The sequence below is a fragment of the Shimia sp. W99 genome, assembly GCF_053851455.3.
Genome location: NZ_JBSQBU020000001.1, coordinates 2,613,208 through 2,639,398 on the forward strand (window position 1 = coordinate 2,613,208; position 26,191 = coordinate 2,639,398).

General features: G+C 61.6%; 29 protein-coding genes. 16 read left to right on the forward strand and 13 right to left on the reverse strand.

Translation table 11 applies throughout. The features are described 5' to 3' along the window. The 3 genes from aroC to ACS3QZ_RS12850 form a co-directional block, all read right to left on the reverse strand. Positions 1-1,104 carry a chorismate synthase gene (gene aroC, locus ACS3QZ_RS12840; RefSeq protein ID WP_456038185.1) on the reverse strand — a complete coding sequence of 368 codons (1,104 nt, stop codon included), beginning with the start codon at positions 1,102-1,104 and terminating at the stop codon, positions 1-3. Between the two features lie 81 nt (positions 1,105-1,185). Beyond that, entirely contained in the window at positions 1,186-1,983 is a 798-nt protein-coding gene (locus tag ACS3QZ_RS12845; RefSeq protein WP_456038186.1) for a DODA-type extradiol aromatic ring-opening family dioxygenase, read from the reverse strand. A 103-nt stretch (positions 1,984-2,086) separates the two neighbouring features. Then, the gene (locus tag ACS3QZ_RS12850) at positions 2,087-3,070 is read right to left on the reverse strand and encodes a zinc-dependent alcohol dehydrogenase family protein (RefSeq protein ID WP_456038187.1); all 984 of its coding nucleotides are present in this window, start codon (positions 3,068-3,070) and stop codon (positions 2,087-2,089) included. 147 nt (positions 3,071-3,217) lie between these two features. Here ACS3QZ_RS12850 and ACS3QZ_RS12855 point away from each other — a divergent pair, with 147 nt between their 5' ends. After that, a complete protein-coding gene (locus ACS3QZ_RS12855; protein WP_456038188.1) occupies positions 3,218-4,984 on the forward strand; it encodes an adenylate/guanylate cyclase domain-containing protein in 1,767 nt (588 codons plus the stop codon). A 1-nt stretch (position 4,985) separates the two neighbouring features. On the opposite strand, the gene ACS3QZ_RS12860 is transcribed toward ACS3QZ_RS12855, so the two are convergent. From ACS3QZ_RS12860 to ACS3QZ_RS12875, 4 genes are all read right to left on the reverse strand, one after another. Beyond that, a complete protein-coding gene (locus ACS3QZ_RS12860) occupies positions 4,986-5,303 on the reverse strand; it encodes a DUF1244 domain-containing protein (protein ID WP_456038189.1) in 318 nt (105 codons plus the stop codon). 64 nt (positions 5,304-5,367) lie between these two features. Further along, positions 5,368-5,607 (reverse strand): DUF6868 family protein, encoded by a 240-nt coding sequence (locus tag ACS3QZ_RS12865; protein WP_456038190.1) that lies wholly within the window; start codon positions 5,605-5,607, stop codon positions 5,368-5,370. 80 nt (positions 5,608-5,687) lie between these two features. After that, a complete protein-coding gene (locus tag ACS3QZ_RS12870) occupies positions 5,688-6,221 on the reverse strand; it encodes a flavodoxin domain-containing protein (protein WP_456038192.1) in 534 nt (177 codons plus the stop codon). 96 nt (positions 6,222-6,317) lie between these two features. Beyond that, a complete protein-coding gene (locus ACS3QZ_RS12875; RefSeq protein WP_456038193.1) occupies positions 6,318-7,061 on the reverse strand; it encodes an N-formylglutamate amidohydrolase in 744 nt (247 codons plus the stop codon). Between the two features lie 153 nt (positions 7,062-7,214). On the opposite strand from ACS3QZ_RS12875, the gene pyk reads away from it, so the two are divergent. From pyk to rplT, 4 genes are all read left to right on the forward strand, one after another. Next, positions 7,215-8,660 (forward strand): pyruvate kinase, encoded by a 1,446-nt coding sequence (pyk, locus tag ACS3QZ_RS12880; protein WP_456038194.1) that lies wholly within the window; start codon positions 7,215-7,217, stop codon positions 8,658-8,660. A 32-nt stretch (positions 8,661-8,692) separates the two neighbouring features. Then, on the forward strand, positions 8,693-8,917 hold the full coding sequence (locus tag ACS3QZ_RS12885) for a hypothetical protein (RefSeq protein ID WP_456038195.1): 225 nt from the start codon (positions 8,693-8,695) through the stop codon (positions 8,915-8,917). Between the two features lie 111 nt (positions 8,918-9,028). Then, a complete protein-coding gene (gene rpmI / locus ACS3QZ_RS12890; protein ID WP_010443552.1) occupies positions 9,029-9,229 on the forward strand; it encodes a 50S ribosomal protein L35 in 201 nt (66 codons plus the stop codon). A gap of 14 nt (positions 9,230-9,243) precedes the next feature. Continuing rightward, complete coding sequence (gene rplT, locus ACS3QZ_RS12895) at positions 9,244-9,609, forward strand: 50S ribosomal protein L20 (RefSeq protein ID WP_093091732.1); 366 nt, start codon at positions 9,244-9,246, stop codon at positions 9,607-9,609. Between the two features lie 53 nt (positions 9,610-9,662). On the opposite strand, the gene ACS3QZ_RS12900 is transcribed toward rplT, so the two are convergent. Continuing rightward, complete coding sequence (locus ACS3QZ_RS12900; RefSeq protein WP_456038196.1) at positions 9,663-10,856, reverse strand: YbfB/YjiJ family MFS transporter; 1,194 nt, start codon at positions 10,854-10,856, stop codon at positions 9,663-9,665. A gap of 176 nt (positions 10,857-11,032) precedes the next feature. Here ACS3QZ_RS12900 and ACS3QZ_RS12905 point away from each other — a divergent pair, with 176 nt between their 5' ends. Then, a complete protein-coding gene (locus ACS3QZ_RS12905; protein WP_456038197.1) occupies positions 11,033-11,761 on the forward strand; it encodes a gamma-glutamylcyclotransferase in 729 nt (242 codons plus the stop codon). A 7-nt stretch (positions 11,762-11,768) separates the two neighbouring features. On the opposite strand, the gene ACS3QZ_RS12910 is transcribed toward ACS3QZ_RS12905, so the two are convergent. Further along, positions 11,769-13,631: an adenylate/guanylate cyclase domain-containing protein gene (locus ACS3QZ_RS12910; RefSeq protein ID WP_456038198.1), complete on the reverse strand. Its 1,863-nt coding sequence runs from the start codon at positions 13,629-13,631 to the stop codon at positions 11,769-11,771. A gap of 161 nt (positions 13,632-13,792) precedes the next feature. Here ACS3QZ_RS12910 and pheS point away from each other — a divergent pair, with 161 nt between their 5' ends. The 5 genes from pheS to ACS3QZ_RS12935 all read left to right on the forward strand — a co-directional run bounded on the left by pheS (position 13,793) and on the right by ACS3QZ_RS12935 (position 20,073). Beyond that, positions 13,793-14,863, forward strand: a complete 1,071-nt coding sequence (pheS, locus tag ACS3QZ_RS12915; RefSeq protein ID WP_456038199.1) for a phenylalanine--tRNA ligase subunit alpha — start codon at positions 13,793-13,795, stop codon at positions 14,861-14,863. A 154-nt stretch (positions 14,864-15,017) separates the two neighbouring features. Then, a complete protein-coding gene (locus ACS3QZ_RS12920) occupies positions 15,018-15,797 on the forward strand; it encodes a type 1 glutamine amidotransferase (RefSeq protein ID WP_456038200.1) in 780 nt (259 codons plus the stop codon). Positions 15,798-16,036: 239 nt separating this feature from the next. Then, positions 16,037-18,436 carry a phenylalanine--tRNA ligase subunit beta gene (gene pheT, locus ACS3QZ_RS12925; protein ID WP_456038201.1) on the forward strand — a complete coding sequence of 800 codons (2,400 nt, stop codon included), beginning with the start codon at positions 16,037-16,039 and terminating at the stop codon, positions 18,434-18,436. Positions 18,437-18,438: 2 nt separating this feature from the next. Then, positions 18,439-18,864 carry a GNAT family N-acetyltransferase gene (locus ACS3QZ_RS12930; protein WP_456038202.1) on the forward strand — a complete coding sequence of 142 codons (426 nt, stop codon included), beginning with the start codon at positions 18,439-18,441 and terminating at the stop codon, positions 18,862-18,864. A gap of 234 nt (positions 18,865-19,098) precedes the next feature. Further along, positions 19,099-20,073, forward strand: a complete 975-nt coding sequence (locus ACS3QZ_RS12935; protein WP_456038203.1) for a hypothetical protein — start codon at positions 19,099-19,101, stop codon at positions 20,071-20,073. A 33-nt stretch (positions 20,074-20,106) separates the two neighbouring features. On the opposite strand, the gene ACS3QZ_RS12940 is transcribed toward ACS3QZ_RS12935, so the two are convergent. Further along, positions 20,107-20,997 carry a LysR family transcriptional regulator gene (locus tag ACS3QZ_RS12940; RefSeq protein ID WP_456038204.1) on the reverse strand — a complete coding sequence of 297 codons (891 nt, stop codon included), beginning with the start codon at positions 20,995-20,997 and terminating at the stop codon, positions 20,107-20,109. A gap of 84 nt (positions 20,998-21,081) precedes the next feature. Between ACS3QZ_RS12940 and ACS3QZ_RS12945 the strand changes: the two genes are divergently transcribed. Both ACS3QZ_RS12945 and ACS3QZ_RS12950 read left to right on the forward strand, forming a co-directional pair. Beyond that, positions 21,082-21,717: a class I SAM-dependent methyltransferase gene (locus ACS3QZ_RS12945; protein ID WP_456038205.1), complete on the forward strand. Its 636-nt coding sequence runs from the start codon at positions 21,082-21,084 to the stop codon at positions 21,715-21,717. A gap of 104 nt (positions 21,718-21,821) precedes the next feature. Then, a complete protein-coding gene (locus ACS3QZ_RS12950; RefSeq protein ID WP_456038206.1) occupies positions 21,822-22,271 on the forward strand; it encodes a YtoQ family protein in 450 nt (149 codons plus the stop codon). Positions 22,272-22,361: 90 nt separating this feature from the next. Here the strand turns inward: ACS3QZ_RS12950 and ACS3QZ_RS12955 are convergent, their stop codons facing one another. Further along, positions 22,362-23,060, reverse strand: coding sequence for a glutathione S-transferase family protein (locus tag ACS3QZ_RS12955; RefSeq protein ID WP_456038207.1), 699 nt, complete (start codon positions 23,058-23,060; stop codon positions 22,362-22,364). A gap of 235 nt (positions 23,061-23,295) precedes the next feature. On the opposite strand from ACS3QZ_RS12955, the gene ACS3QZ_RS12960 reads away from it, so the two are divergent. Next, positions 23,296-24,102, forward strand: a complete 807-nt coding sequence (locus ACS3QZ_RS12960) for a mechanosensitive ion channel family protein (RefSeq protein WP_456038208.1) — start codon at positions 23,296-23,298, stop codon at positions 24,100-24,102. Positions 24,103-24,260: 158 nt separating this feature from the next. On the opposite strand, the gene ACS3QZ_RS12965 is transcribed toward ACS3QZ_RS12960, so the two are convergent. Together ACS3QZ_RS12965 and ACS3QZ_RS12970 are read right to left on the reverse strand one after the other, a co-directional pair. Continuing rightward, entirely contained in the window at positions 24,261-24,767 is a 507-nt protein-coding gene (locus ACS3QZ_RS12965) for an anthrone oxygenase family protein (protein WP_456038209.1), read from the reverse strand. Continuing rightward, the gene (locus ACS3QZ_RS12970) at positions 24,767-25,159 is read right to left on the reverse strand and encodes a hypothetical protein (protein ID WP_456038210.1); all 393 of its coding nucleotides are present in this window, start codon (positions 25,157-25,159) and stop codon (positions 24,767-24,769) included. Before ACS3QZ_RS12970 ends, ACS3QZ_RS12965 begins: the two co-directional genes overlap by 1 nt. 88 nt (positions 25,160-25,247) lie before the next feature. On the opposite strand from ACS3QZ_RS12970, the gene ACS3QZ_RS12975 reads away from it, so the two are divergent. Further along, complete coding sequence (locus tag ACS3QZ_RS12975; protein ID WP_456038211.1) at positions 25,248-25,856, forward strand: TetR/AcrR family transcriptional regulator; 609 nt, start codon at positions 25,248-25,250, stop codon at positions 25,854-25,856. Between the two features lie 21 nt (positions 25,857-25,877). Then, positions 25,878-26,180 (forward strand): chorismate mutase, encoded by a 303-nt coding sequence (locus ACS3QZ_RS12980; protein ID WP_456038212.1) that lies wholly within the window; start codon positions 25,878-25,880, stop codon positions 26,178-26,180. The last annotated feature ends 11 nt before the right edge of the window (positions 26,181-26,191 follow it).

Sequence of the window (26,191 nt, forward strand, 5' to 3'; positions counted from 1 at the left end):
TCAGCCGATCTTGCCGCGGTTTTCTCCGACCTGCCCACGATGCAAGAGCATGTGGTCGAGGATCACGCAGGCCATCATCGCTTCCCCGACCGGGACGGCACGAATGCCCACGCAGGGATCGTGACGGCCCTTGGTAATCACGTCGATCGGGCTGCCGTCCTTGCGGATCGACTTGCGCGGAGACAGGATCGACGACGTGGGCTTCACCGCAAACCGAACAACGACGTCCTGCCCGGTGGAAATCCCGCCAAGAATGCCCCCGGCGTGGTTGGAACTGTATTCCGGGCCATTCTCGCCCATGGTGATCTCGTCGGCATTCTCGGTGCCCCTGAGACGCGCCGCAGCCATGCCTTCCCCGATCTCCACGCCTTTGACCGCGTTGATCGACATCATCGCGGCGGCCAGATCGGTGTCGAGTTTGCCATAGACAGGCGCGCCCAGACCGGCGGGCACGTTGCGCGCCACGACCTCGACAATGGCACCAACCGAGTCATGCGCCTTGCGCAGGGCCAGAAGATGGGCTTCCCATTCCTGCGCCACTTCGGGGCCTTGCGGGATCCAGAAATCATTCTGCCCGATGGCGTCCCAGTCAAACGTGCTGCGGTCAATCTCGAGATCGCCCATCGCCACCATGTAGCCGGTGATTTCGACATTCGGAGCCAGCGCCTTGATCGCCTCGCGCGCCACGCCCCCGGCGGCAACCCGCGCGGCCGTCTCGCGCGCAGAACTGCGCCCGCCGCCACGATAGTCGCGGATGCCGTATTTCTGCCAATAGGTGATATCGGCATGGCCGGGCCGGAAGGTTTCGGAAATGTCACCGTAATCCTTGCTGCGCTGATCGGTGTTCTCGATCATCAGCTGGATCGGCGTCCCGGTGGACTGGCCCTCGAAAACGCCGGACAGGATTTTCACCGCGTCCGGTTCGTTGCGCTGGGTCGTGTTCTTGTTCTGACCAGGGCGCCGCTTGTCAAGCCAGTGCTGAAGCATGTCCGCCTCAATCGGCACGCCCGGAGGACAGCCATCCACCGTTGCGCCAAGGGCGGGCCCATGGCTCTCGCCCCAGGTGGTGACGCGGAAAAGGTGGCCAAAGCTGTTCATCGACATGGGCGGGCGGGCTCCTGAAAATCTTCGAGGTGTCTAGCGGTCAGCGCGCCATTGCTCAAGGGTCTTTGCCTTCACCGCCCCCTATCCAAAGCGATAGCTTGATGCCGTCACGCCGCCTCGGATGTTCTCCTGATGATAGACGCGGCTTGCGACATCGGCCTCGGCGGCCCCGAGGGCCACGAACAGCGGTACGAGATGATCTTCTTCCTTGTGACACACGCGGGCAAATGGACCCTGTTCCCAGTCAAGCAACTGCGCGGTGCGCTCGGCGGGGGATCGTTTGAGAACCTCACCAAGCCAGGCGTCGAATTTCTCCGACGGCTCCTTGGCTGAGGGATTGAAAAGCCGCAGGTTGTGAAAGCTAAGCCCCGACCCCACGATCAGCACCCCCTGATCGCGCAGGGGGGCCAGCGCGCGTCCAAGTGCAAAATGCTCCGCCGGGTCATAGGACTGGCGCATCGACACTTGCAAAAGGGGCACATCGGCCTTTGGGTACATGACCGCCATCGGCACGAACGTGCCATGATCAAACCCCTGTGCAGCATCAAGCCGGGTTGGAAGCCCCGCATCCGAAATCAACTGCGCGACCTCTTCGGCCAAATCGGGCGCACCCGGGGCGGGATAGCTGATCTCGTAAGTGTGAGCCGGGAAGTTATAGTAATCGTACACCATCGGCGGGCGAGGCGAGGACATGACGGCGTATTCATTCCCCTCCCAATGGCCAGAGATCATCAGCACGGCCTTGGGGCGGGTAGCGATTTGCTCGGGCATTCTGGCCAGAGACTCGGCCAATGGCGCAAACTCGGCGGCCATCTCGGGAATCCATGGCCACGGTCCCCCGCCATGCGAGATAAAATAAGTTGGCAGGCGCGTGCTCATGGCGTCTCTCCTTGGTTACGATACTACCGCCAAGATAACCCCGCCACCAACGCACAAAAGGCAAAAGATGACACAGGGTATGTGCAAATTTGCGCGGAGCGGCTCAGGGCACCAGCACCGCCGCCCCCTGCAAATGCCCCGCCCGCAAATCGTCGAGCGCCCTGTTCGCGTCCTCCAGCGGATAGACCGTCGTCTCGGTTTGAACCCCCGCCGCCGCGGCCAGCGGAAAGAACGCGTCCCCGTCCGCGCGGGTCAGGTTGGCCACAGAGCGGATTTCGCGTTCTTCCCACAGATCCGCATAAGGAAAGGCCGGGATGTCACTCATGTGGATGCCCCCCGACACAACGCGCCCGCCCTTGCGCACGTCCTTCAGCGCCTTCGGAATAAGCGCCCCCACCGGCGCAAACAGAATCGCCGCATCCAGCGGTTCGGGGCTTGGCTCGGTCGATGCACCAGCCCATGCCGCCCCCAGCCGCCGGGCGAAATCCTGCGCCTCGCGGTCGCCTTCGCTGGTAAAGGCCAGCACCTTGCGGTCCTGCCAGACGGCGATCTGGCACAGGATATGCGCCGCTGCGCCAAAACCATACAACCCCAGAACCTTGCCCTCTCCTGCGAGAGACAGGCTGCGATACCCGATCAACCCGGCACAGAGCAGCGGAGCAAGGGCAACCGGGTCGCCGTCCTCCGGCAGGACAAAGGTAAAATCCGTATGGGCCAGACAATACTCTGCATAGCCCCCGTCAAAGGTATACCCCGTGAACAACGGTGCGTCGCACAGGTTTTCCCGATGGTCCGCGCAATAGGGACACGTCCCGCAGGCATGTCCAAGCCACGGCACCCCCACTCTCTGCCCTTCGGCATACCCCGTCACATCCAGCCCCAGCGCAGCGATGCGCCCGACGACCTCATGCCCCGGCACAAGCGGCAGCTTGGGCGATGTGAGATCTCCGTCAGCGACATGCAAATCCGTACGGCAAACACCACACGCCTCGACTCGGATCAGAACCTGCCCCGGCCCAGGCGTCGGACAGGGTATGTCACGCAACACCAAAGGCTGACCCTGCTGCTCTAGAACCATTGCACGCATGTACGTCTCCTTGCCGTTCCATTCAGTCTAGCAGGGCACGAGATCGCATCCGATGAGGTGGATCAAGTTTGCGTGGCACTCCAGCCAACGTTGGTTTGAATCGGAAATTGCGGTAGCATGATCATGCGCAAACAGCGGAGCGGGTCCTTGGAAAGAAAACTCGCCACGATCATGGTCGGAGATTTTGTCGGGTCGACCCCGGCGATGCAGGCTGATGAAGAGGCTGCCTTGGAACGGGTCGTGCTTGGATTGGACATGGTGTCATCCTGTATCCAGCACTATGGCGGGCGGGTCTTCAATACGGCGGGCGACGCCATCCTTGCCGAGTTCGACAGCCCAGTGAATGCTCTGAAGGCGGCCATCGAGGCGCGGTCCCAAATGGCGTCGGCGCAGGGCCTGTCTCCACGGGACATGCGCTTTGGTCTCCACATTGCCGATGTCGTTTGCGTGGATGAAGACCTGCGCGGCGACGGGGTGAATATTGCCGCTCGGTTGCAACAGGGCGCAGACCCCGGCGAAATCGACGTGTCCGGCACGCTGTTCCAGCACGTGCGCAGGGTATCCCCGTGCACGTTCTCCGACATGGGCGAGCGGCTCTTCAAGGGCCTGTCCGAGCCGTTACAGGTCATGCGCGTCAGCGCGTCGATGGACCGCCACGTGTTTCAGAAGGCCCCAACCGTCCCCGCGCCGCAATCGGCATATCGTCCGAACTCGATCGCAGTCGTGCCCTTTCGTACGGGTCCGACAGAGGACGAGAACCAGTCCTTTCTGGCCGAGGGGCTGAGCGAAGACATCATCCACGAACTTGGCATGATCCGTTCGCTATTTGTCAGTTCGCGTACGGCATCCAGCATGCTGAACACCGAGGACCCGGTCGAGATCGGCAAGGCGCTTGGCGTGCGCTACGTGTTGACCGGAGCGGTGCGCAAACTGGGTCCACGCGTGCGACTGAACGTCAGCCTGTCAAATACCACCGATGGCGGTCTTGTCTGGTCGGACCGCATCCAGCGCCCCTTTGACGAGTTGCTTGACGCGATGGAGGAGATCGTTGCGCGGGTGGCGGCGACGGTTTACGGCCGGATCGACCACGCCGAAATCGGCGCCGTACGCCAGAAGCGCCCCGAAAACATGAGCGCCTACGAATATTATCTTCGCGGGCTGGAAAAACACCGGATGGGGGGAGTGGCCGATCATTACGCCTTCGAGGCGCGCGAGTGGTTCAGGCGCTCGCAGGCCGCCGACCCGGGGTTCGCCCGTCCGATCGCCATGGAAATCTGCGCCTGGTCCTACCTGCCCGATTTCGACCTGCCCACGGCGGAACGGCTATTGAACCGGGCGATGGAGCTTGACGGCTCCGACCCAGAGCTACACCGCATTTTCGGCGTCGTGCAGATCAAGCTGAACCGGGACTACGAAGCCAGCCGCCGCCACCATGAAACTGCGCTCCGACTGGCACCGAACGACGCCTATATCGTGGGGCGCTGCGCGGCGTTCTACACTTTCGCCGGAGAGGCCGAGCGCGCGCTGGAGCTCTTGACCCACGCCGAAACACTCGATCCGTTCCTGCCGGTCTGGATCATCGAGGAACGCGTGGCGGCCCTCTATGCACTGGGGCGGTTTGCCGAGATGAACGACGAGGCCCGCAGCCTGAACTTCCAAACCCGCCGGTCGCGGCTATACCGCGCGGCGGGGCGGGTGGCGCGCGGCGACACAAACCGTGCGCAGCAACTTGTGCAAGAGGCGCTCGCGGATGACCCGGCTCTGTCCACGGCCTATGTCGAGACACAGGAATTGTTCAGCGACGTTGGCATTCTGCTGACATTGCTCGACCGGCTGAAACAGGCCGGCCTGCCCACGGCCCCGGCAGAAGACCCGGCCTATGCCAACCTGACAAGGCTGGTGTCAGGCGCGTAACTCAGGCCTTGTCCTCGCCTACGTTCTCGGCAAAGGCAACCTTGAATGCGGCCTGCTGCTCGGCACTCGCCTCTGTCTGGTGTTTGTTCTTCCACTCGGAATAGGGCATTCCATAGTAGATTTCGCGCGCCTCTTCCTTGGACATTTCGATGCCGCGCGCATTGGCGGCTTCCTGATACCAGCGCGACAGACAGTTCCGGCAAAACCCGGCCAGGTTCATCATGTCGATGTTCTGAACATCCGTGCGCTTTTCCATCAGGTGTTCGCGCAGCGTGCGAAAGGCAGCGGCCTCAAGTTCGATCTGTGTCTGCTTGTCCATTTTACGGCTCCTCGAAATCGGGTTGATCCATGGCTACCAGCCGGACCGCGCGCGGGCAACCGCGTCAGATCATCTGCAGCGCCAGCCACGGCACAAAGGCAAAGACAAGCGCCAATATCTTGTAGGTCGCAAGCCAGCGGTAATAGCTCAGCCGCACATCCGCCTTGTCCAGGCCAAACATGCGCGCATGAAGTTCAGATGCCCAGTCCCGCATGGCCATCAGGGCAATTCCGGCCACAGCCAGAATCGCAAAATTCAAGACGGTCATCCACCCGAAAAAGGACGAAAGCATATCGACTGTCATGGGCAACCTCCTCGTGTTTCAGGGTCAATCAGAAGATATGCACCACCACGCGCCCGAACAAGAACAGCCCCCGTCTCCCCCTATCTGCGCGCGCGCATCCACGCATCGATCTGCGCATCCAGCGCGGTCCAGTCCGTGTAAACCTTGTCTGCATCCAGATCGGCATCGGGGTCTTTCTTTGCGATGATCCGGCGCATGATCAGACGGCGCACAATATCGTAGCGCGACGGCAGATAGGCTCCTGCAACCTGCACAACTTCGTCCGGGTGCCAGCCGGTGGCCTCTTCGAACTCTTCCGCGATCCGCGCAAGATCGCGCCAGTCTTCGGCTTCGTGTCCGGCTGCGGCCAGCGATACAGACAAGAGCAACGACGGCGTGCCCGCCAAATCATTTGCCCGCTCACCCACGAAATCCGCCAGCGCGCGTTGGTAGTGCCCGACATGCAACGATGCGGCAAAGATCACGCGATCAAAGCGCCCAAGGTGAATGTCCTGCGCGTCGCCCAGCGCCAGCAACTCCACTCCATGCCCCGCATCGACGATCCTGTCGGATACGTGCCGGGCGATCCTGCGCGTGTGCCCTTCACTCGTGGCATAGGCGACAAGCACTTTCATGGTGCTCTCCAATGGCTTTTCAAGATTGTTTCTCGATAGGCCACACGCGGATCACAGCGCTATGACGTGCATCAAACCACACGTAGAAACGCGGCGTCAGAGTCCCGTACGGTTCAGCGTATCGGTCAACACCGTCGCTAGCCGTTCGGCCCAATGCGCCTGCCCTTCTTCGCTGGCAATCACGTCCTGTCGCAGCTCGATCAGGGCATTCAGGCGGCGCTGGCGCAAGGCGTGCTGATCCACGCTGTCCCCCGGCAGATGTCCGGCATAGGGCTCGTTGTCCCCCACGGTCAGGTCCGTTTCTTCCTGCAGGCGGTCGATGAGCGCCAACCCGAACCGATCCTCCTGCGGGGCGTGCAGGATACCGATCTCCCACGGGCGCGGCGCACGGCCGTTAAGCTTGGGGGAAAAGGAATGCATCGCAACGACGATCACATCCTCGCGCGCGCTGGCAAGTTCGCCAAGCGCATCGTGGTAGGGCTGATAATAGGTGTCGATCCGGCGCTGGACCTCGGTGTCATCCACGCCACGGTTCGCAGGAATGATCGTGCCGTCATAGAGCCGCATTACCAGCGTCGGATCATCAGTGCCCCGGTTCGGGTCGATCACCAGTCGCGAAAAGTTCGAGCAGATGACCGGCGCGTTCAGAAGCTCGCCAAGGATGAGCGACGTCCCCCGCGCCCCGACGTCATAGGCGATGTGGCGGTTCATATCCGCTGCACCAATCCCCAGATCACCGCCGTTGATCTCGGGCGGGACAAAGTTCGACGCATGATCGCAGGTGATCAGCCACCGCGCCGGGCGGTCGGCACCAAAAACGGAATAGGGTTGATATGTCATAGGCCTGTCATTTCCTTCCGGAATCACTTAGGCCAGAAGCAGGCAAAAGGGAATTGCACTTTTCCCGAACTTGACAATGTTAGCGGTAACATCTAGCACGAGGCACAATTTTGGGGGCGTCCGACCAGACGTCCCGGAACGGATGAAAAGACGATGCGACGTTTGAGAAATGTAAAGATCGTGGCCACGCTTGGGCCGTCTTCGGAAACGTATGAGATGATCCGCGCCCTGCACGAAGCGGGCGCCGATGTCTTCCGGCTCAACATGAGCCATGGCACCCATGACGAGATCCGCGAAAAGCACCGCATCATCCGGCAGATCGAAAAGGACCTGCAAAGCCCTATTGCAATCCTCGCCGACCTGCAGGGGCCGAAACTGCGCGTCGGCGTCTTTGCCAACGACGCGGAAGAGCTGGAAGAAGGCGCAACCTTCCGCCTTGATCTTGACCCGGCGGACGGCGACGCCACCCGCGTCTGCCTGCCCCACCCCGAGATTTTCCAGGCGTTGGAGCCCGGCGCACGTCTTCTTGTCAACGATGGCAAGATCCGTCTGACCGTCAACAAATGCGGCCCGGATTTCGCCGATTGCACCGTGACCGTCGGCGGGACGATCTCGAACCGCAAGGGCGTGAACGTCCCGGATGTGGTGCTGCCCCTCGCCGCGCTCAGTGAAAAAGACCGGGACGATCTCGAATTCGCCTGCGGCCTTGGCGTCGACTGGTTGGCGTTGAGCTTTGTTCAGCGCCCCGAAGATGTGGAAGAGGCGCGCGGGCTTGCCCAAGGGCGCGCCGCGATCCTCTCCAAGATCGAGAAACCCGCAGCCGTGGAACGGTTCGAGGACATCCTCGCCGCCTCCGACGGCATCATGGTCGCGCGTGGGGACCTCGGGGTTGAGCTGCCCGTCTCTGCGGTGCCGCCGATCCAGAAACGCCTGGTACGCAAATGCCGTTTTGCCGCCAAACCGGTGATCGTGGCGACGCAAATGCTGGAAAGCATGATCGAAAGCCCGATGCCGACACGGGCCGAAGTCAGCGACGTCTCGAACGCCATCTATGAAGGCGCCGACGCGATCATGCTGTCTGCCGAGTCCGCCGCCGGTCAATATCCGATCGAGGCTGTGTCGACGATGAATGCCGTCGCCGAAGAGGTCGAAGGCGACCCGACTTATCGCGAGATTATTGAAGCATCGCGCAATGCCCCGCGCTCAAGCGTGGCCGACGCCATCGTCGCCGCAGCCCGCGAGATTGCCGAAACCACCGAAGTTGCCGCGATCTGCTGCTTCACCGAATCGGGCACCACGGCACTCTTGACCGCGCGCGAACGTCCACGCGTGCCGATCATCGCCATGACTTCGTTGCGCGGCACCGCACGCAGGCTGGCCCTGAGCTGGGGCACCAATTGCGTGATGTCGAGCGAGGTGTCCCGTTTCAAGATGGCCGTGGTTGCTTCGGCTCGTGCGGCGCGTGACCTTGGCTATGCGCAACCTGACGATCAGATCGTTGTTACCGCCGGATTGCCATTCAACGTCCCCGGCACAACGAACATTCTTCGGGTTGCGCCTTGCGATGAACGTTTGATTTTCAACATGGAAAACGAGTAAACATGTCCCCGGGCAGCCGGGGACATGACCTTATGACAGGCGATTACGTGATGACCATTGGCATGGTAATCGGCCTGTTTTCCATCCCCGCCATGCTCTCTGCCTATGCCGACGAGCGTTTCCCGCGCGGCCCCATGGCAGCATTCATCCTTTCGGCGGCAGTCATCGTGCTGGCCTTTGTCATGAACCCGGGCCGTTACACGGTTGCCGAGATGCCCAACGTGGTGGTGCGGGTGATCGCGGATATCCTGCATTAACCGCTTGCACCGCACGGGATTGCCGACTATACGGCGCCTCTATTCGCGCGACCGGCCTGAAAGGCATGCCGAGTCGCGTTTGTCACCGACCGAATACTAAAGGAGACGGAAATGCCTAAGATGAAGACTAAGTCGAGCGCCAAAAAGCGCTTCAAGGTCACTGCCACCGGCAAAGTTCTGGCCGGTCAGGCCGGCAAGCGCCACGGCATGATCAAACGCACCAAGAAATTCATTCGTGACGCCCGCGGCAACACGACCCTGTCCGCCCCCGACGCCAAGATCGTCAAGGGCTACATGCCCTACGACCGCTAAGAGGAGATCGAGATATGTCCCGCGTTAAAGGTGGTACCGTAACCCACGCCCGTCACAAGAAAGTCGTCAAGGCCGCAAAAGGCTATTATGGCCGTCGCAAGAATACCTTCAAGGTAGCGCGTCAAGCCGTCGACAAGGCAAACCAGTACGCAACCCGCGACCGTAAGAACCGCAAGCGCAATTTCCGCGCGCTGTGGATTCAGCGGATCAACGCAGCCGTGCGTGCGCATGACGAAGCACTGACCTACTCGCGCTTCATCAACGGCCTGACCCTGGCCGGCATCGAAGTGGACCGCAAGGTTCTGGCCGACCTGGCCGTGCACGAGCCCGAAGCATTTGCTGCGATCGTGGATCAGGCCAAAGGCGCTCTGGCAGCCTAAGCTGGTCGTCACCGACAGATAAAGACCCCGTCAGCCCCGGCTGGCGGGGCTTTTTATGTCTGCAAAGGGCGCTGCAACAGCGCAAACACTGCGCCGGTCAGCAGAACGCCTGCCGCCGCCAGCAGACTCACCCCGATATTGCCAAACGCGTCACCCACCAGCCCCGCGCCATAGGGGCCAAGCGTCTGGGCCACCGCGAACACCACCGTGAAAAAGCTGATCGCCGCGCCCCAGCTCTCCGGCGGAAGGTTCTGGCGCGCAAAATTGGTCACGGCTCCGGGCGCCATGAACACCGACAAGCCAAACACAACCGCCGACACCAGCAGAACCGGACCGGACGGCAAAACCACCGGCAATGCTGATCCGATAGCGATCCCGGTCAGGATCATCGCCAGAGGCACGCCAGAGGCGAACCGGGCCAGAACGGGCCGCCAGACCAGTGGCGAGACCGAGATACACAGGCCCAGAATGACCCAGACAAGCGCGATGAATCCGGCCGATGCGGCCTGTTCCGTCATCCATGCCGACAGGAAGGTCAGGTAAACGATATACCCCATCCCGAACCCGGCATAACCGCACAGCTCGGGCACCATGTCCCGCAACGGCAACGGCACAGCCCGCGCGCCTCCTTGCGGCGGTGTGCGCAACTGAAACGCGCTCCACAGGCCCAGCGGCAGGAAAGACAGGCTCAACCCACCGATCACGATCCAACCCCAGAGCCACACACCATTGCCAAAGGCGCCCAGCATCAACGGCAAGGCCGCCCCAGCCAGAACGATGCCCAAGCCACCCCCCGAGCCAAAAAGGATCGCAATCGCCAAGGCATTGCGGCGCGGATCATCGCGGAACAGGCCAGCGGTCAACGCCCCCGCCGTGGAAAAGGACATCGCCCCAAAGATCCCGGCCAGAATGCGCCAGCAGCTCTGCCACCAAAGCGCGCCTTCCAATCCGGTTGCCAGCAGGGAAAGCGTGGTCGCCACCAACCCAAAAGCATAAAGTCGTGCAGGCGCGACATGGCGGATCAACACCATCGTCGCCACGGCCCCGATGATATAGCCCAGCGCATTGGCCGTATTGAGCCAGCCCGCCTGTGCATAGCTCCACCCAAGCTCTGCCTTCATCGCCGGAAGCAACAGCCCATAGGCAAAACGCGCAAACCCGTTGGTCACGGTCACGCCCAGCGCCAACCCGGCAAGGACAAGCCAGGGGCGCGACGGCGGTTCGGGGGCGAGCGGTGCAGATGTCATGCGACCATGCCTAACGCCCGAACCATGTTCCGGGCAACGCCGAATTCGGAAACCGACGGCGCGACACATTCCGGAAACGGCCCCTCGCGCCTTCAACCCTGATGAATGCCCGCCCCCCTTTCCTTTTCCCCCTGCGCGTGGCTTGATGTTTTGCAACTGACCCAACTGGCCTGCCCATGACCGACCCTTTTCGCCATCACCCCCGCCTTGCAGCCCTGATCACGCCCCCCGAAGAGTCGCACTTCCGCGATTTCCAGCCCGAGAAAATGGACGAGATCGTGCGCGCCAATGGCGGCCCTTCGGACTGGCGGCTCAGCGATGCGGACCGCGAGGCAGACCGGATGCGCACCCTTAATCACCGCTGGGAGCAGGACCTATGGGTCTTTGCCTACGGATCGCTGATGTGGAACCCCGGCATTCACTTTGCCGAGGTCCGGCGCGGCTTTGCGCCAAAGGTCGAACGCCGCTTCATCCTGCGCGACAGGTTTGGCGGGCGCGGCACTTGCGAGGCCCCCGGCGTCATGGCCGCACTGGAACCGGGTGCGGGCTGTCATGGGTTGGCCTTTCGCATCGCACACACTGCTCTTGAAGAAGAAACCCGCCTGCTCTGGCGGCGCGAACGGGTCGGGCATGCCTATCATTCCGCCTTTATCGACGTCGACACAGATCACGGCACTGTCGAAGCACTGGCCTTTCTCGCCAACCACGACGCCGAACTGATCGTCCCCGATCTGAGCCACGCGGATCAGGTGCGGTTTTGTGCGACCGGCGAGGGCTGGCTTGGCAGCAGCTTTGATTACGTCGCCAACCTCGCCGCACATTTTGAAGAAATGGGTATCGAAGACGATGGCGTCACCCGACTTTTAGAGGATGCCCGGGCCTTTCGCAGAGCAAATGGCGCCTGAAACCTGCCTAGTTTTCGGGGATTCCTGCCTTGCGAAGCCCCTCGAAAAACCGCTCACGATAGGTCTCATCCTGATATTTCGAGGGCCATGTCGAAAGTGTCGCGTCAAATCCCAACGCCCTTAGCTCTTCCATTTGCCACTCGGCATCATCGCGTTCACCAAGATGTCCGAGCGTTGAAATGAGAAACCGGTGGCTGGAGCGCCAACTCGGGTTCCTTGCGATGGCGTTTTCAAAACTGTCTCTGGCGGCATCGTATCGGGTCAACTGAAACTGGTTGGCGCCCAGCGCGAAATGGTACCAAAAGGGAAAATGCGGGTTCAGGCGCATGGCTGTTTCGACCTGCTCTATGCCTTCCTCGGCGCGTCCGGCAAATTGCAAAGTGTTGCCAAGCATTGCGTATGCATCCGCATAGTTCGGGTCAATTTCAATGGCTCGACGCAAACTGGCAATCGCCTTGTCCGTGTCCCAGTATTCGTCGCGCGTATAGACACGCGCCATGGCCCAGTGGGCAATCGGCAGGTTTGCATTCTGCGCCACCGCCTCGCGCGCAAGGTTGAGCGCCAGTTCCAAGGTTGCCTGCAAATCCGGAGACCAATTGAAATCCGCCAGAACCGTGTAGACGGTTGCCAGACGCGCGCGCGCCACCGTAAACCCCGGATCAAGCGCAAGCGCTTCGTGATAGTAGCGTATCGCAGCCTCGGTGCCTTCCTTGGTGAAATAGCTTTCCTGCTGTAGCGCGCGCAGATAGGCGTCATAGGCCGCGGGATTGTCGGTCAGACTCTGCGCCAGGGTTTCCGCCTCTTCCGGCGTCAGTTCGACTTGCAGCGCGGCGACGATCCTCGTGCGCACATCGTCCTGTAAGGCAAATATGTCCTCCATCTCACGATCATAGCGTTCGGCCCAGATATGCGCGCCGGTCTCGCTGTCTATCAGCTGCGCGTTGATACGGATTCGGTTTCCGGCCCGACGAAGGCTTCCTTTCACCACATAGCGAACACCCAGATCCTCTGCCACATGGGTGGGGTTGCTTTGCGAATCCCTGAAAGTAAATGACGATTCACGCGAGATGACGATCAGCCCGGAAACCTTAGCCAGATCGGTGATCAGATCCTGCGTGATGCCATCGGCAAGATAATCCTGGTCACTGGTCCCCGACAGGTTTTCGAACGGCAACACCGCCAGCCCTGGCAGGCTGTCAGCCTCCCGCCGGACGATGGCAATGTCAGCGCGCCCCTGATCGCGCGGAGCGAATTGCCAGAATGCGATCCCTCCAAGCGCCAAAAGCAATACGGCCAGCACAGGCAAGACCAAACGCCTGCGCGTTCGCGGCGGCATACTTCGAACGGCGCCGGGTTCGGACGGGTTCAGAAGGTAGGCATGAATGGGCCGACTGATGTTCTTGACGTGGCTCGGGCCCAAATCGCGCAGGCCAACGTCAATCCGGTTTTCAACCTGATCAAGCACCGCTCGTGAAATGGCGATTGTGCCTGGCTCGGCAAGCGTTTCTAGCCGCGCGGCCACATTGACCCCGTCACCGTGAATGTCGCCATCCTCGCTGATAACGTCGCCCAGATGGACGCCGATCCGAAAGACGATCCTGCGATCCTCTCTGACATCGCGCACCCGTTCCGCCATATCCCGCTGAATGGCCATCGCGCAATTGACCGCATCGACAACGCTGGCGAACTCGGCCAAAAGCCCGTCGCCCATATGTTTGATCACATCCCCGCCGCGCTCGGCGATCTGCGGCAGAATTGCTTCATTGAGATGCTTTTGCAGCGTTTCGAATGTGCCCTGCTCATCCACCTCCATCAACCGGCTATAGCCGACCACATCTGCGATCAGGATGGTAGTCAGGCGGCGCTGCATGGCGAGACCCTCGTTTTTGCTGGGGTCCAGTTTAGGAAGACCGCCCCCTCCAATCAACGATTAGCGCTCAAATCCTGATATGACGCCTTTGGCCACGGCCCCGCCCCTTGCTTTCAGCCGCCCATGTGGTAGCAGGGCGCAAGCAGAATTTGAGGGACGTCATGGACGATCTGAAGGCAAAATACCTGGGCCAGATTTCCGAGGCCGCCGACGAAGACACGCTCGAGGCAATCCGCCTTGCCGCCGTGGGCAAAAAAGGCGAAGTGGCGCTCAAGATGCGCGAGCTGGGCAAGATGACCCCGGAAGAACGGCAGGTTGCCGGCCCCGCGCTGAACGCGCTCAAGAACGAGATCAACAGCGCGCTGGCGGCCAAGAAGGTCGCGCTGGCGGACGCTGCGCTTGACGAACGCCTCAAGACCGAATGGCTCGACGTGACCCTGCCGGGCCGCGCCCGTCGCACCGGCTCGATCCATCCGGTCAGCCAGGTCATGGAAGAAGTCACCGCAATCTTTGCCGACATGGGCTTTGCCGTGGCCGAAGGCCCGCAGATCGAAACCGACTGGTACAATTTTGATGCGCTGAACATCCCCGGCCACCACCCCGCGCGAGCCGAGATGGACACGTTCTACACGCACCGCGCCCAAGGCGATAACCGCCCGCCACATGTGCTGCGCACCCACACGTCGCCCGTGCAAATCCGCTCGATGGAGAAAACCGGCGCGCCGATCCGCATCATCTGCCCGGGCCGCGTCTACCGCGCCGACTATGACCAGACCCACACCCCGATGTTCCATCAGGTCGAAGGGCTGGCGTTGGGCAAGGACATCTCTATGGCCAACCTCAAGTGGGTTCTGGAAGAGTTCTTCTCGGCCTTCTTCGGCACCCATGTGGAAACCCGTTTCCGCGCCTCACACTTCCCCTTCACGGAACCGTCCGCCGAAGTGGATATCCAGTGCAGCTGGGAAGGCGGCACCGTGAAAGTGGGTGAAGGCAACGATTGGCTCGAAGTTCTGGGTTCGGGCATGGTGCACCCCAAGGTGCTAGAAGCGGGCGGGATCGACCCGAACGAATATCAGGGTTTTGCCTTCGGCATCGGCATCGACCGTCTGGCGATGCTGAAATACGGCATCCCCGACCTGCGCGCCTTCTTTGACAGCGACCTGCGCTGGCTGCGCCACTATGGCTTTGCCGCGCTGGACCAGCCGACCCTGCATGGTGGGCTGAGCCGCTAACATCCTTGAGGCAAGGCGTTTTCGAACGCTTTGCTCAAATGATCTGCGAACCGCTTGAGCCCCACAAAGGACGCGGACGCACCTCTACATGTCGCGGCTGGTTGGGACTCCACGACCTTGAGCGCTACCCTTCTGATGAAGAAGGAGCGCCCCCATGACCACAATCCTGATCATCGAAAGCAACACCCCCGAGCTTCTCGCCGGGGGCAAATCCGCATCTGCCTTCTTCCTGCGCAGCCTGCATGGCCTTGACGCCTCGCTGACCCTCAAGGTTGCCTGCCCATATGCCGCACCGATCGCAGCAGATATCTATGATGACGTGGACGGCATCATCTACACCGGTTCCGGCGTGAACTGGGCCACCGACGCGCCCGAAGCCGCCCCGCTGCGCGTCGAGATGGAACGCAGCTTTTCACAGAACCGCCCGGTATGGGGCTCCTGCAACGGGCTGCAACTCGCCGCGGTGGTGCTGGGCGGCAGCGTCGCCGCCTCCCCCAACGGGTTCGAAATTGGACCCGCGCGCGATATCCAACTTTCCGACCAGGGCGCAACGCACCCCATGATGACCGGACGCCAATCCGGCTTCACGGCACCATGCGTTCATCGCGACGAGGTTCGCTCCCTGCCTGACGGGGCCACCCTAATTGCGGGCAACGCCCATTCCCCGGTGCAGGCCATGACCTATGACAAGGGCGGCGTGGACTTCTGGGGCACACAATACCACCCGGAAATGCGCATGGCCGACATCGCGGCATCAACCGGCGGACGCGGTCTTTTCTCGGGTGGCACCGATCTGACAGCCGACCTGGCAAGCGCCGACACCGACGACGCAGCCGCACGACGCCTCGGCACTTCGACCGAACAGCTCGCACTGGAAACCCGCGCCACGGAACTGTCCAACTGGCTGGCACATGTCAAAGCGCGTCCAGCCTGACGCGAGGCTTTGACACCCTTTTAGGCCCGTGTACCGCGCAGAGGTTCTGTTGGGTATTTGGAACCATTGAGAAATGGCCGATGTGCCTTCTCAATGGTCTCATATGCCCCGGGGGAGTCGCCCATCGGGCGACGGGGGCAGCGCCCCCATTGACCGGCACTTGCGCATCCGGGGTTTCCCCTCTCCGCCATATCCGTTAAACGCCTGTCTGACCCCTATTTGACTGGTGGAATGGCGCAATGAAGTTCACCCTTTCCTGGCTGAAAGATCACCTTGAAACCGACGCAAGCGTAGACGAGATCGTCTATGCCCTGACCGACCTTGGGCTGGAGGTGGAAGAGGTGTCCAACCCCGCCGACCGCCTGTCGGCCTTTACGCTGGCCAAGGTGAAACACGCCGAACAGCACCCCGATGCCGACCGCCTGCGCGTCTGCACCGTCGAGACCAACGAAGGCGACAAACAGATCGTCTGCGGCGCCCCCAACGCACGGGCCGGGATCACGGTGGTTCTGTGCAAACCGGGCGATTATGTGCCCGGCATCGACATCACCCTGACCGTGGGCAAGATTCGCGGCGTCGAAAGCCACGGCATGATGGCCTCCGAGCGCGAGTTGGAGCTGTCTGACGAACATGACGGCATCATCGAACTGCCTTCGGGCGAGGTGGGTCAAACCTTTGTCGACTGGCTGGCCCAGAACGACCCGACCAAGGTCGACCCCGTGATCGAGATCGCCATCACCCCGAACCGCCCCGACGCGCTGGGGGTGCGGGGTATCGCGCTTGATCTCGCGGCGCGCGGCCTTGGCACGATGAAACCCGCCAAGACGGCCAAGATCGACGGCAACGGCCCCTGCCCGATCACTGTCACCATCGACGAAGACACAAGCACCGACGGCTGCGAGGTCTTTGCCGGTCGCCTGATCCGGGGTGTCAAGAACGGCCCCAGCCCGCAATGGCTTCAGGATCGCCTCAAAGCCATCGGCCTACGCCCGATCTCGGCGCTGGTGGACGTCACCAACTTCTTCACCTTTGATCGCAACCGTCCGCTGCACGTCTTTGACGCGGACAAGGTCAAAGGCAACCTGCGTGTGCACCGCGCCGAGGGTGGCGAAACCCTCGTGGGGCTGGACGAAAAGGAATACACCTTCAGCAAAGGCATGGTGGTGATTTCCGACGACGAAGGTATCGAATCCATCGGCGGCATCATGGGCGGCCTTGCCACCGGCTGCACCGAGGAAACCACCAATGTGTTTGTCGAGGCCGCTGTCTGGGACCATATCCAGATCGCCTATACGGGCCGTGGATTGAAGATCAACTCGGACGCGCGCTATCGCAACGAACGCGGCATCGACCCAGCCTACAACATGCAGGCCGTGGACGACGCCACCCAGATGATCATCGAGCTGTGCGGCGGCGAACCTTCGGACGTGGTCGTCGCGGGCGAAGTGCCGGACGTGCGCCGCGCCTACAAGCTGGATACCGACCGTGTGCAATCGCTCGTCGGCATGGAAATCCCTGCCGAGGAACAGGTCAAGACCCTGACCGCGCTGGGCTTTGTCATGGATGGTGACATGGCGCAGGTACCAAGCTGGCGTCCCGATGTTCAGGGCGAAGCCGACCTTGTTGAAGAGGTCGCGCGCGTCGCCTCGCTAACCAAGCTTGAGGGTAAGCCGCTGGCGCGCACCACTGCGGGGGTGCCCGAAGTGATCCTGTCGCCGATGCAGAAACGCGAGCAGATCGCGCGCCGCACCACGGCTGCGCTCGGCTACAACGAATGTGTCACCTATTCCTTCATCGACAAGGCATCCGCGGCGCTGTTTGGCGGTGGTGACGACGCGACCATGCTGGAAAACCCGATCAGCTCGGAAATGTCCCACATGCGTCCGTCACTGTTGCCGGGGCTTTTGCAGGCCGCCGCCCGCAATCAGGCGCGCGGCTTCATGGACATGGCGCTGTTTGAATGCGGCGCGGTGTTTCATGGCGGTGAGCCGGGCGAGCAGGAGACCATTCTGACCGGTATTCTCGTGGGCCGTACTGTCGGCAAGGACATCCATGGTGAGAGCCGCGGCGTGGACCTTTATGATGCCAAGGCCGATATGGAAGTGGTCATGGAGGCGCTGGGCGCCCCGGCCAAGCTGACCTACAACCGGGGCACAAACGGCTGGTGGCATCCGGGCCGCAGCGCCAAGGTGGGTCTCGGCCCGAAAAAGGTACTGGGCGCCTTTGGTGAGCTTCACCCCAAGGTATTGACCGAGATGGACGTGAAGGGCCCGGTTGTGGCCTTTGCCATTCACATTACCGAGATCCCCTTGCCGCGCAAGAAATCGGCAAGCCGCGGGGCCGTGACCATGAACGACCTGCAGGCGGTCGAGCGTGACTTTGCCTTTGTGGTGGATGCGGATGTCGAGGCTCTGAACCTCGTCAACGCCGCCGCCGGAGCGGACAAGGCGCTGATTGAAGACGTGCGTGTGTTCGACGAATTCGTCGGGGGCAGCCTTGGCGAAGGCAAGAAATCCATCGCCGTGACCGTACGACTGCAGCCGACCGAGAAGACGCTCAAGGAAGCGGATATCGAAGCCGTCGCCGCAAAGATCGTCGAGAAGGTCTCCAAGTCCACCGGCGGCACGCTGCGGGGCTGACCATGACACCGCGCCTTGCCAAAGCTGATGAGGCCGAGGCACTGGCGCGGCTCATTGATGCCGCCTATGAACCCTATCGTGCGCGGGGCATCGCCTTGCCGGATGTGAGCGATGGCGTCGCCGAAGCCATCGCCGCGGGTGAGGTTTGGGTCGTGGAAAACGGCGGACTTTTGGGCGTGCTCATGCTGCGCCTTTGCGTGCCAGACGCCCACTTGATGAACATCGCGGTCGCACCCGAAGGTCAGGGCAAGGGCATCGGCGGCGCGTTGATTGCCCATGCGATCTCCTTGGCAAAGGCCGCTGGCTGTACGGGCATAGCGCTCGCCACCCACGCCGAACTGAACGAAAATATCTCATTGTATCAGCACCTTGGATGGGGGGAACAAGAGCGCGACGGAATGCGGGTAAGGATGCACCGCCCGCTCTGACCCGGCGCTCAACGTGGTTTTTTTGCCACGTTCCCCCGAACATGATAGCGATTGTCACTTGAGCCGATGCCCCGCCTCAGCCTATCCACCCTCCAAAGCAACACGCCCGATATCCGGGTAGAGGATCGACATGACCTTATTCACAGAACGGCCAAATAGCCGACAGATAGCCCGCTCTCTCTAGTTGCCTGTGGTGATCCCGCAGGCCTGATTGACCTGTTTGGGATTTCCAAAATGACCCCCGAAGACATTCGCTACGCGCAGCACCTGCTGCCGGAGCACATCCATTTCCCCTATTACGCGGACCGCGAAAGCCCTTGGCTGCTGGCCCAGAAAATGGAGCGACGCGCCCGCGTGCGCGATCTGCGCGGCGCAGCGCTCGCCCGGTTCCTTGACCGCCCGCTGGTCAAGCCGTTGGTCGCTGGCTCTGGCGGCACCCTGCGCCAGCGGGATGTCATAGCGGTCGCCCACGCCGCCGAGGCCTATGCCTTTCGCGACCTGTCGCGCGCGGCACGGCACCAGATCGACGCGATCTGGACCGGGGTCTGGCATGATTTCGAGCTGACCTTCACCCATTGGGGCGTCGGCGAGTCGCATGACTGGGCCCAGATGTCGCGCGACGGGGGCAACCTCGTGCTGCAGCTGGGCTTCCCGTCGGACCACGCCGAACTGATGGGGCGCTACCTGACCGGGGACGTCCGCAAGGAGTTCCTCGATTACGGCCACCCGGTCCGGCACGAGGGGCGTCCGACGCTCGCTTGGTCCCGTCTCGACGTGGATTTGTCGGCGGGTCAGGCGCTTGTCGAAGAAGTTCAAACCGACTGGCTGCGGCTGGTACGTGACGAGATCAGGGTGCTGGAAAACCGGCGCCCGCAATCGCGCGCGCTGCAAGTTACCCGCGCCTATGATGCCGCCCTGCGCGCACGATATGACCGGATCTGGTCGCACGCGCTGCTGCTGGCGGCGCTGGTTGTGCTGCGCGATTATCTCGGCATTCGGGACGTGTTCATGCACAGCCCCGAGACCGGCTGGGCGCTGCAGGAAACCGACCCGTTCTGCGGTCCACCGGTGTCGCTCTACCGCGATCTGCCGCGCAAGTTCGGCTTTGCCCGGACCGAGGATGCACCCAGCTTCCTCGCCCCGGTGCGCCGCCATGATCTCTCCACCCTGCAGCGTCAGGGGCACCACTTCTGGCGGCTGCAAATCTAAAAAACCGATACGTCCCGCCCGCCGCGGGGCGTGTCACGGCATGGCCGACAGGTGCTCGGCCAACAAGTCAAACACCAACCGTATCCGGCGGCTGGTATGCAACTCGCGATGAGTTGTCAGCCAGATCGGAAACACGATCGGGTCCATGTCGGGCAAGATACGTTCCACATCCTGCCCCTTGGCCACGCTGTCCGACATCGGCGCAATGCCAAACCCCTGGCGCACCAATTCCCACGCCGCCAAACCGCTTTGCGACCCGATCCGAAAATTGTCAGCCGTCGCCGGCACACCAAGCGGGACAAGGTACTCCAGCGTCCGCTCGACGTCTCCGAAATTCACAAAGTCATGCGCGGCCAGATCCGCCAACGTTTCCGGACGCCCCGCCCGGTCCAGATAGCGCCGCGCCGCATAGAAATGCGCGGTGTCCTCACGCACCATGCGCGCGATCAGGTCGGGTTGTTCCGGGCGCACATGACGTATGGCAATGTCCGCCTCGCGCCGCATCAAGTCGCGAATGTCGTTTGCCGCCACAACGTCAATCGTCAGTTTCGGCGCCCGCAAGCGCAGCGCACGCAACGCCTCCGGCAACAGATACGCCGAGTAGACATCGCTGGCCGTGATTGCCACGCGCCCCTCGATTGACTGCGACTGCCCCGACGCCACCAAAGCCACGCGATCCGCCGCCGCCCCCATCGCCCGCACCTCTTGCAAGAGCTCCGCCCCAGCCGCCGTCAACGAAAGCGATCTTCCCACCCGCTCGAACAAGAGCAGCCCCAAGTCCTCTTCTAGCGCCGCCACCTGCCGTCCCAATGTCGGTTGAGTCAGCTTCAGCCGCCGTGCCGCAGCCGAGAGCGATCCCTCGTCCGCGGTTGCCAGAAAGGCGCGGATATGGTTCCAGTCAAATGGTAGCTGCGGTGCATTCATGCAAATATGTATAAGCAAACTGCAGATTTCGGCAATTCCCAACGTATCTCTGCATGAATTAATACATCCTCAAAGGAGAGTATCATGACGAGTGACGCAAAATTCTGGGACGGCATCGCCGAGAAATACGCCCGCAGCCCGATCAAGGACATGGCGGGTTATGAATACACGCTCGAGCGCACCCGCTCTTACCTGACGCCCAATGACAGTGTTCTGGAACTCGGTTGTGGGACCGGATCAACCGCTCTTCTTCTCGCCGGGTCCACCGGCCAGATCGTGGCTTCGGACATTTCCGATGGCATGCTCGACGTGGGGCGGCGCAATGCGCGGGATCAGGGCATCGACAACGTGCATTTCCTGTGTGGCGATGCTCACTCCCCGGCGCTGGACGGTCGCCAGTTCGACGCGATCATGGCCATGAACGTCTTGCATCTCGTGGAAGACCTCGACGCGGTTCTGGCCCGCGCCCATGCGCTTCTCAAGCCGGGCGGCGTGCTGATCTCGAAAACGCCCTGCCTCAGCGACAGCAACCTCTTTATGCGCGGCCTGTTCCGCGTGATGATCCCGGTCATGCAGCTGTTCCGCCGGGCCCCTTTCGTGGCCTACCTGAGCACACCGCAACTGGAACGCAAGATCGAGGCCGCCGGGTTCAAGCTGATCGAACGGGTGTCGATCCCCGCCAAAGGAGGCCGCCCTTACCTCGTGGCACGGCGCGACTAAGCCACATTATGCACTCCTGCCAAAAACGGCTTCCACGCGGGCCGGGGTAGTCCCCGGCCCCGCTTTCACGTTACCAAGGCGGCAACACAGAGACTGGAGCGATCATGACCCTCAAAATCTACCTTTCCGGCGAAATTCATACAGACTGGCGCGAACAGATCATCGACGGCGCCGACGGGCTGGATGTCACCTTTGACAGCCCCGTGACCGACCACGACGCCAGCGATGATTGCGGCGTTGCGATCCTTGGCGCGGAACCCAACAAGTTCTGGCACGACCACAAGGGCGCCAAGCTGAACGCGATCCGCACCCGCAAGGGCATTGCCGATGCCGACATCGTCGTCGTGCGCTTTGGCGAGAAATACAAGCAGTGGAACGCCGCCTTCGATGCGGGCTACGCCGCCGCCCTTGGCAAATCCGTCATCGTGCTCAACCCGCCGGAACACCAACACGCCCTCAAGGAAATCCACGCCGCCGCCCTCGCCGTGGCCGAGGAACCGCGCCAGGTGGTCGAGATTCTGCGCTATGTTCTGACCGGAGCCCTGCCCGGCTGATCCCCAACGAATGCCCCCTAACTTCCTTTTGCCGGAAATATCCTCGGGGGGAGGCCAAAGGCCGGGGGGCAGACAGCCCCCATCGCCGGCTCAGTCGCGCGGTGGCGTCACCAACCCCTTCTGCACCGCAGGCCGCGCCCGGAAACGCGCGACATAGGCGCTCACATTCGGGAAATCCTCCATGCCCACGGCCTCTTCGGCGCCGTAGTACGCAATCATGCCCAGCCATGGACCAAGGGCGATATCCGCAATCGAATACGCCCCGGCGATCCAGTCCCGCCCTTCCAACGCGCCGTTGACCACGTTCAATAGCCGCCGCGCCTCGGCGACGTAACGGTCTCGCGGGCGCGGGTCTTCGATCTCCGCTCCGGCAAACTTGTAAAAGAAACCCAACTGCCCGAACATCGGGCCGACGCCGCCCATCTGGAACATCAGCCACTGGAGGATCTGCGCCTTGTCGGTCGCGTTGTTCCCCAACAGCTTGCCAGTCTTTTCCGCAAGGTAGATCAGGATCGCCCCGCTTTCAAAAAGCGCCACTCCGGTCCCGTCAGGGCCATTCGGATCAAGGATGGCCGGGATCTTGTTGTTGGGGTTGAGCGCAAGAAACTCGGGGCTCTTCACATCCGCATCCGCAAGCGTGACCCGATGCACTTCGTAGTGCAACCCGATCTCTTCGAGCATGATCGCGACCTTCACACCATTGGGTGTGGGAAAGGAATAGAGCTGCAGGATATCCGGGTCTTTGGCGGGCCACCTGCGGTTGATCGGGTGATCGGTTACGAAACTCATTTTCCTCTCCTGTTTTGTTATGAGGGAAAGATAGGCCGTTTTTCCCATCCAACCAGAGCCCAAAGCGTGCAAAACGAAACACGAACCCCTGCAGAATCGCAGAGATCATCCCCCAATGAGGCGCTAGGATGGCGGCAAAGATCGCTTGAAAATAATCCTCCCCTCTGGACTATTGGCACCAATCCTCGCCCGACCATCCGGCGCGCGGCTCAGACAGAACGAAGGAAACGCAAGAATGGAAACCATGATGGAACAGGCAGGCGCTTTCGGCCCGCTGGTGATCGCAACGATCAAGGCATTGGTCGTCCTGATCCTTGGCTGGATCGTCGCAGGCGCCGTCAGTGGCTTTGTCCGCCGCCGCGTAAACGCCACGCCGGAGATCGACAAGACCCTCGGCAACTTTGCGGCCAGTATCGTGCGCTGGGTGATCCTGCTGATCGTGCTCGTCGCGATCCTCGGCCTTTACGGAATCGAGGCGACGTCTCTCGTTGCCATGCTCGGCGCCGCCACGCTGGCCATCGGCCTTGCCCTGCAAGGGACGCTTTCGGACCTTGCGGCGGGTTTCATGCTGATCCTTTTCCGCCCCTACAAGATCGGCCAGTATGTTGATATCGGCGGCACTGCGGGCACGGTTGTTGACCTCAATCTCTTCGTCACCGAACTGGTGACACCGGACAACGTGCAGATCATCGTCCCCAATGGCCAGGCCTGGGGTTCGATCATCACCAACTTCTCCGCCCATGACACGCGCCGCGTCGATCTTGTCTTTGGCATCGACTATGGCGATGACGCGGACAAGGCCAAGGCCGTGATCCTTGCCGCCGCCGAAGCAGACGAGCGTGTGCTCAAAGACCCCGCGCCGTGGGTTCGTGTCACCAATCTGGGCGACAGCTCGGTCGACATCACCGCGCGCATCTGGTGCAACGCCGCCGATTATTGGGAACTGAAGTTCGCCATGACGCAAGGCGTCAAGGAAGCCTTCGACAAGGCCAACATCTCGATCCCCTATCCTCACACGGTCGAGATCAAGCGCGACGCCTGAGGTCCCGCAAGGGGACGCTGGCCTTTCACCTACTGAACGCTCACGGGCTGAAACGCCCCGTCAGCTTGCTGGCGGGGCGTTTCTCTGTTGGGCCTTTGCATCCCCGCAGGCTTCTCCACGACACAGGCGCGATGCACTCTAGGGCGCCAACGCCTCCTTCATCTCGACCGCGACAAATCGAGAACCACAAGCGCAAGCCCGGTCAGCATCAATGCAAGGCCGCTGAAACTGGTTCGGATCACGTTCCACATCTGCCAGCGACCCGAATAGTCCTGCCAGATACGCTGCGCTGCATCCTGGTCCAGCGGGATCTCCACCAGCGCCAGCGCTTCATTCATCGGCACGTTGATCAACGCCGTGGGCAGAAACGCGCCGAGCACATAAGTGACGGCAGCCAGCGCAAGCAGGAGCGCCGAATCCTTTCGGTTTTCAAGCAATGCCACCCGTGCCGTGACGGCCAAGACCACCGGCGTGCCAAAGAATATCGGAAAGAACACAGGGTTACGCACAGACGCGTTCATGCTCTGCATCGCGGCAATGGCCACCTTGGGATCACCCGCATCCAGCCCCCACATGGTCGAACAGACCCACGCGTAAAAGAACCCGAAGATGCCCCCCACGCACAGCAGGGAGAACATCGAAAGGACTACCAGCAAGCGCGCCATTACACCCGCACCTCGTTTGCGTGCGTGGGTTCCCCACGACGCGCCATGAAAACCCGCACAAAGATCACCACCGCGGCCATCTGCCCGAGGATCACGGCGGGCCAGATCAGCGGAAACTGTGCATCAAGGTATTTCTGCGGTCCAAAGGACATCAGCGCCATCAGCGCCGCCAGTAGGCTCAGACCTCTCCCCGCCCTGTCCGTCAACGGCCCCACGATAATCGCACCGATCGCAATGGCCATCGACGCCCCAAGAAAAGGCGCAATGCCGAACAACGGCGTTGCAATGGGCGGATGCGGGCGGATGCCCGCATAGAGAGCCGACAGCATGATGAGCTGTAACAGGATCAGAGCCACAAGCGCGGCGATGGTGTGACGATCAGATTTTGTCATATCGATTCCTTCAAAAGCGTATTTTGGATTACGGTTGCACATATCCGTAATTGCCGTTACGGCTTCTGTCAACAAGCCGGGGAACAAAATGCGCGACGAAAAACGCTCGATCCGTCAGCAACAAATCGAAACCGCCGCCTACGCGGTTCTGGAAACCAAGGGCTATGGCGGGACCTCCATGGCGGGCATCGCGAAACAGGCGCGCGCCTCAAACGAAACCCTCTACAACTGGTATGGAGACAAACAGGGGCTGTTCCGAGCCCTTGTCACGCGCAACGCCGCCGAGGTGAAAGCCCATCTTGTCGAGGAACTGGACACAGACCATGACGCCCTGTCCATTCTCGCCTCGCTTGGCCCCAAATTGCTCAACCTGTTGACTGGTGACCGTGCCGTTGCGCTAAACCGGGCCGCAGCGGCAGATCACAGTGGCGAGCTTGGCGCCACGCTCTCGCAATCCGGGCGCGAAGCCGTGTTTCCGCTCCTCGAAAAGGTGCTGGAACGCGCACGCGACGACGGACAGCTGCACTTCGCCGAAACCGCCGATGCCGTCGGACTCTACCTCGACCTGCTGATCGGAGACCTGCAAATCCGCCGGGTCATTGGCCGTCAGTCCAGCCCGTCAGAAGAATTCTGCCAGACTCGCGCACAGCGCGCAGTTCACCATCTGGAAACGCTTCTTGGCAGCCCGTCCCCCTGATCCAAAAAACCGGAAAGCTTCATGACCAGCCTCATTGCCCCCGAAAATTGCACCTCAATGGCCGATCTGCGCGTGCAGATTGACGCGCTTGACGTGCAACTCATCACGCTGCTGAAGACACGCAGCGGCTATATCGACCGAGCCGTCGCTCTCAAGAAAATCGAAAACCTGCCTGCAAGAACCACCAACCGGGTCGCCGAGGTCTTGGACAAGGTCAGCGCAACCGCCGAAGCCAAGGGGTTGGACCCGACCCTTGTCCGCACGCTCTGGACGGAACTCATCGAATGGTCCATCGCACGCGAAACCAAGGAACTCGACGCGTAGCGCCGCGACCG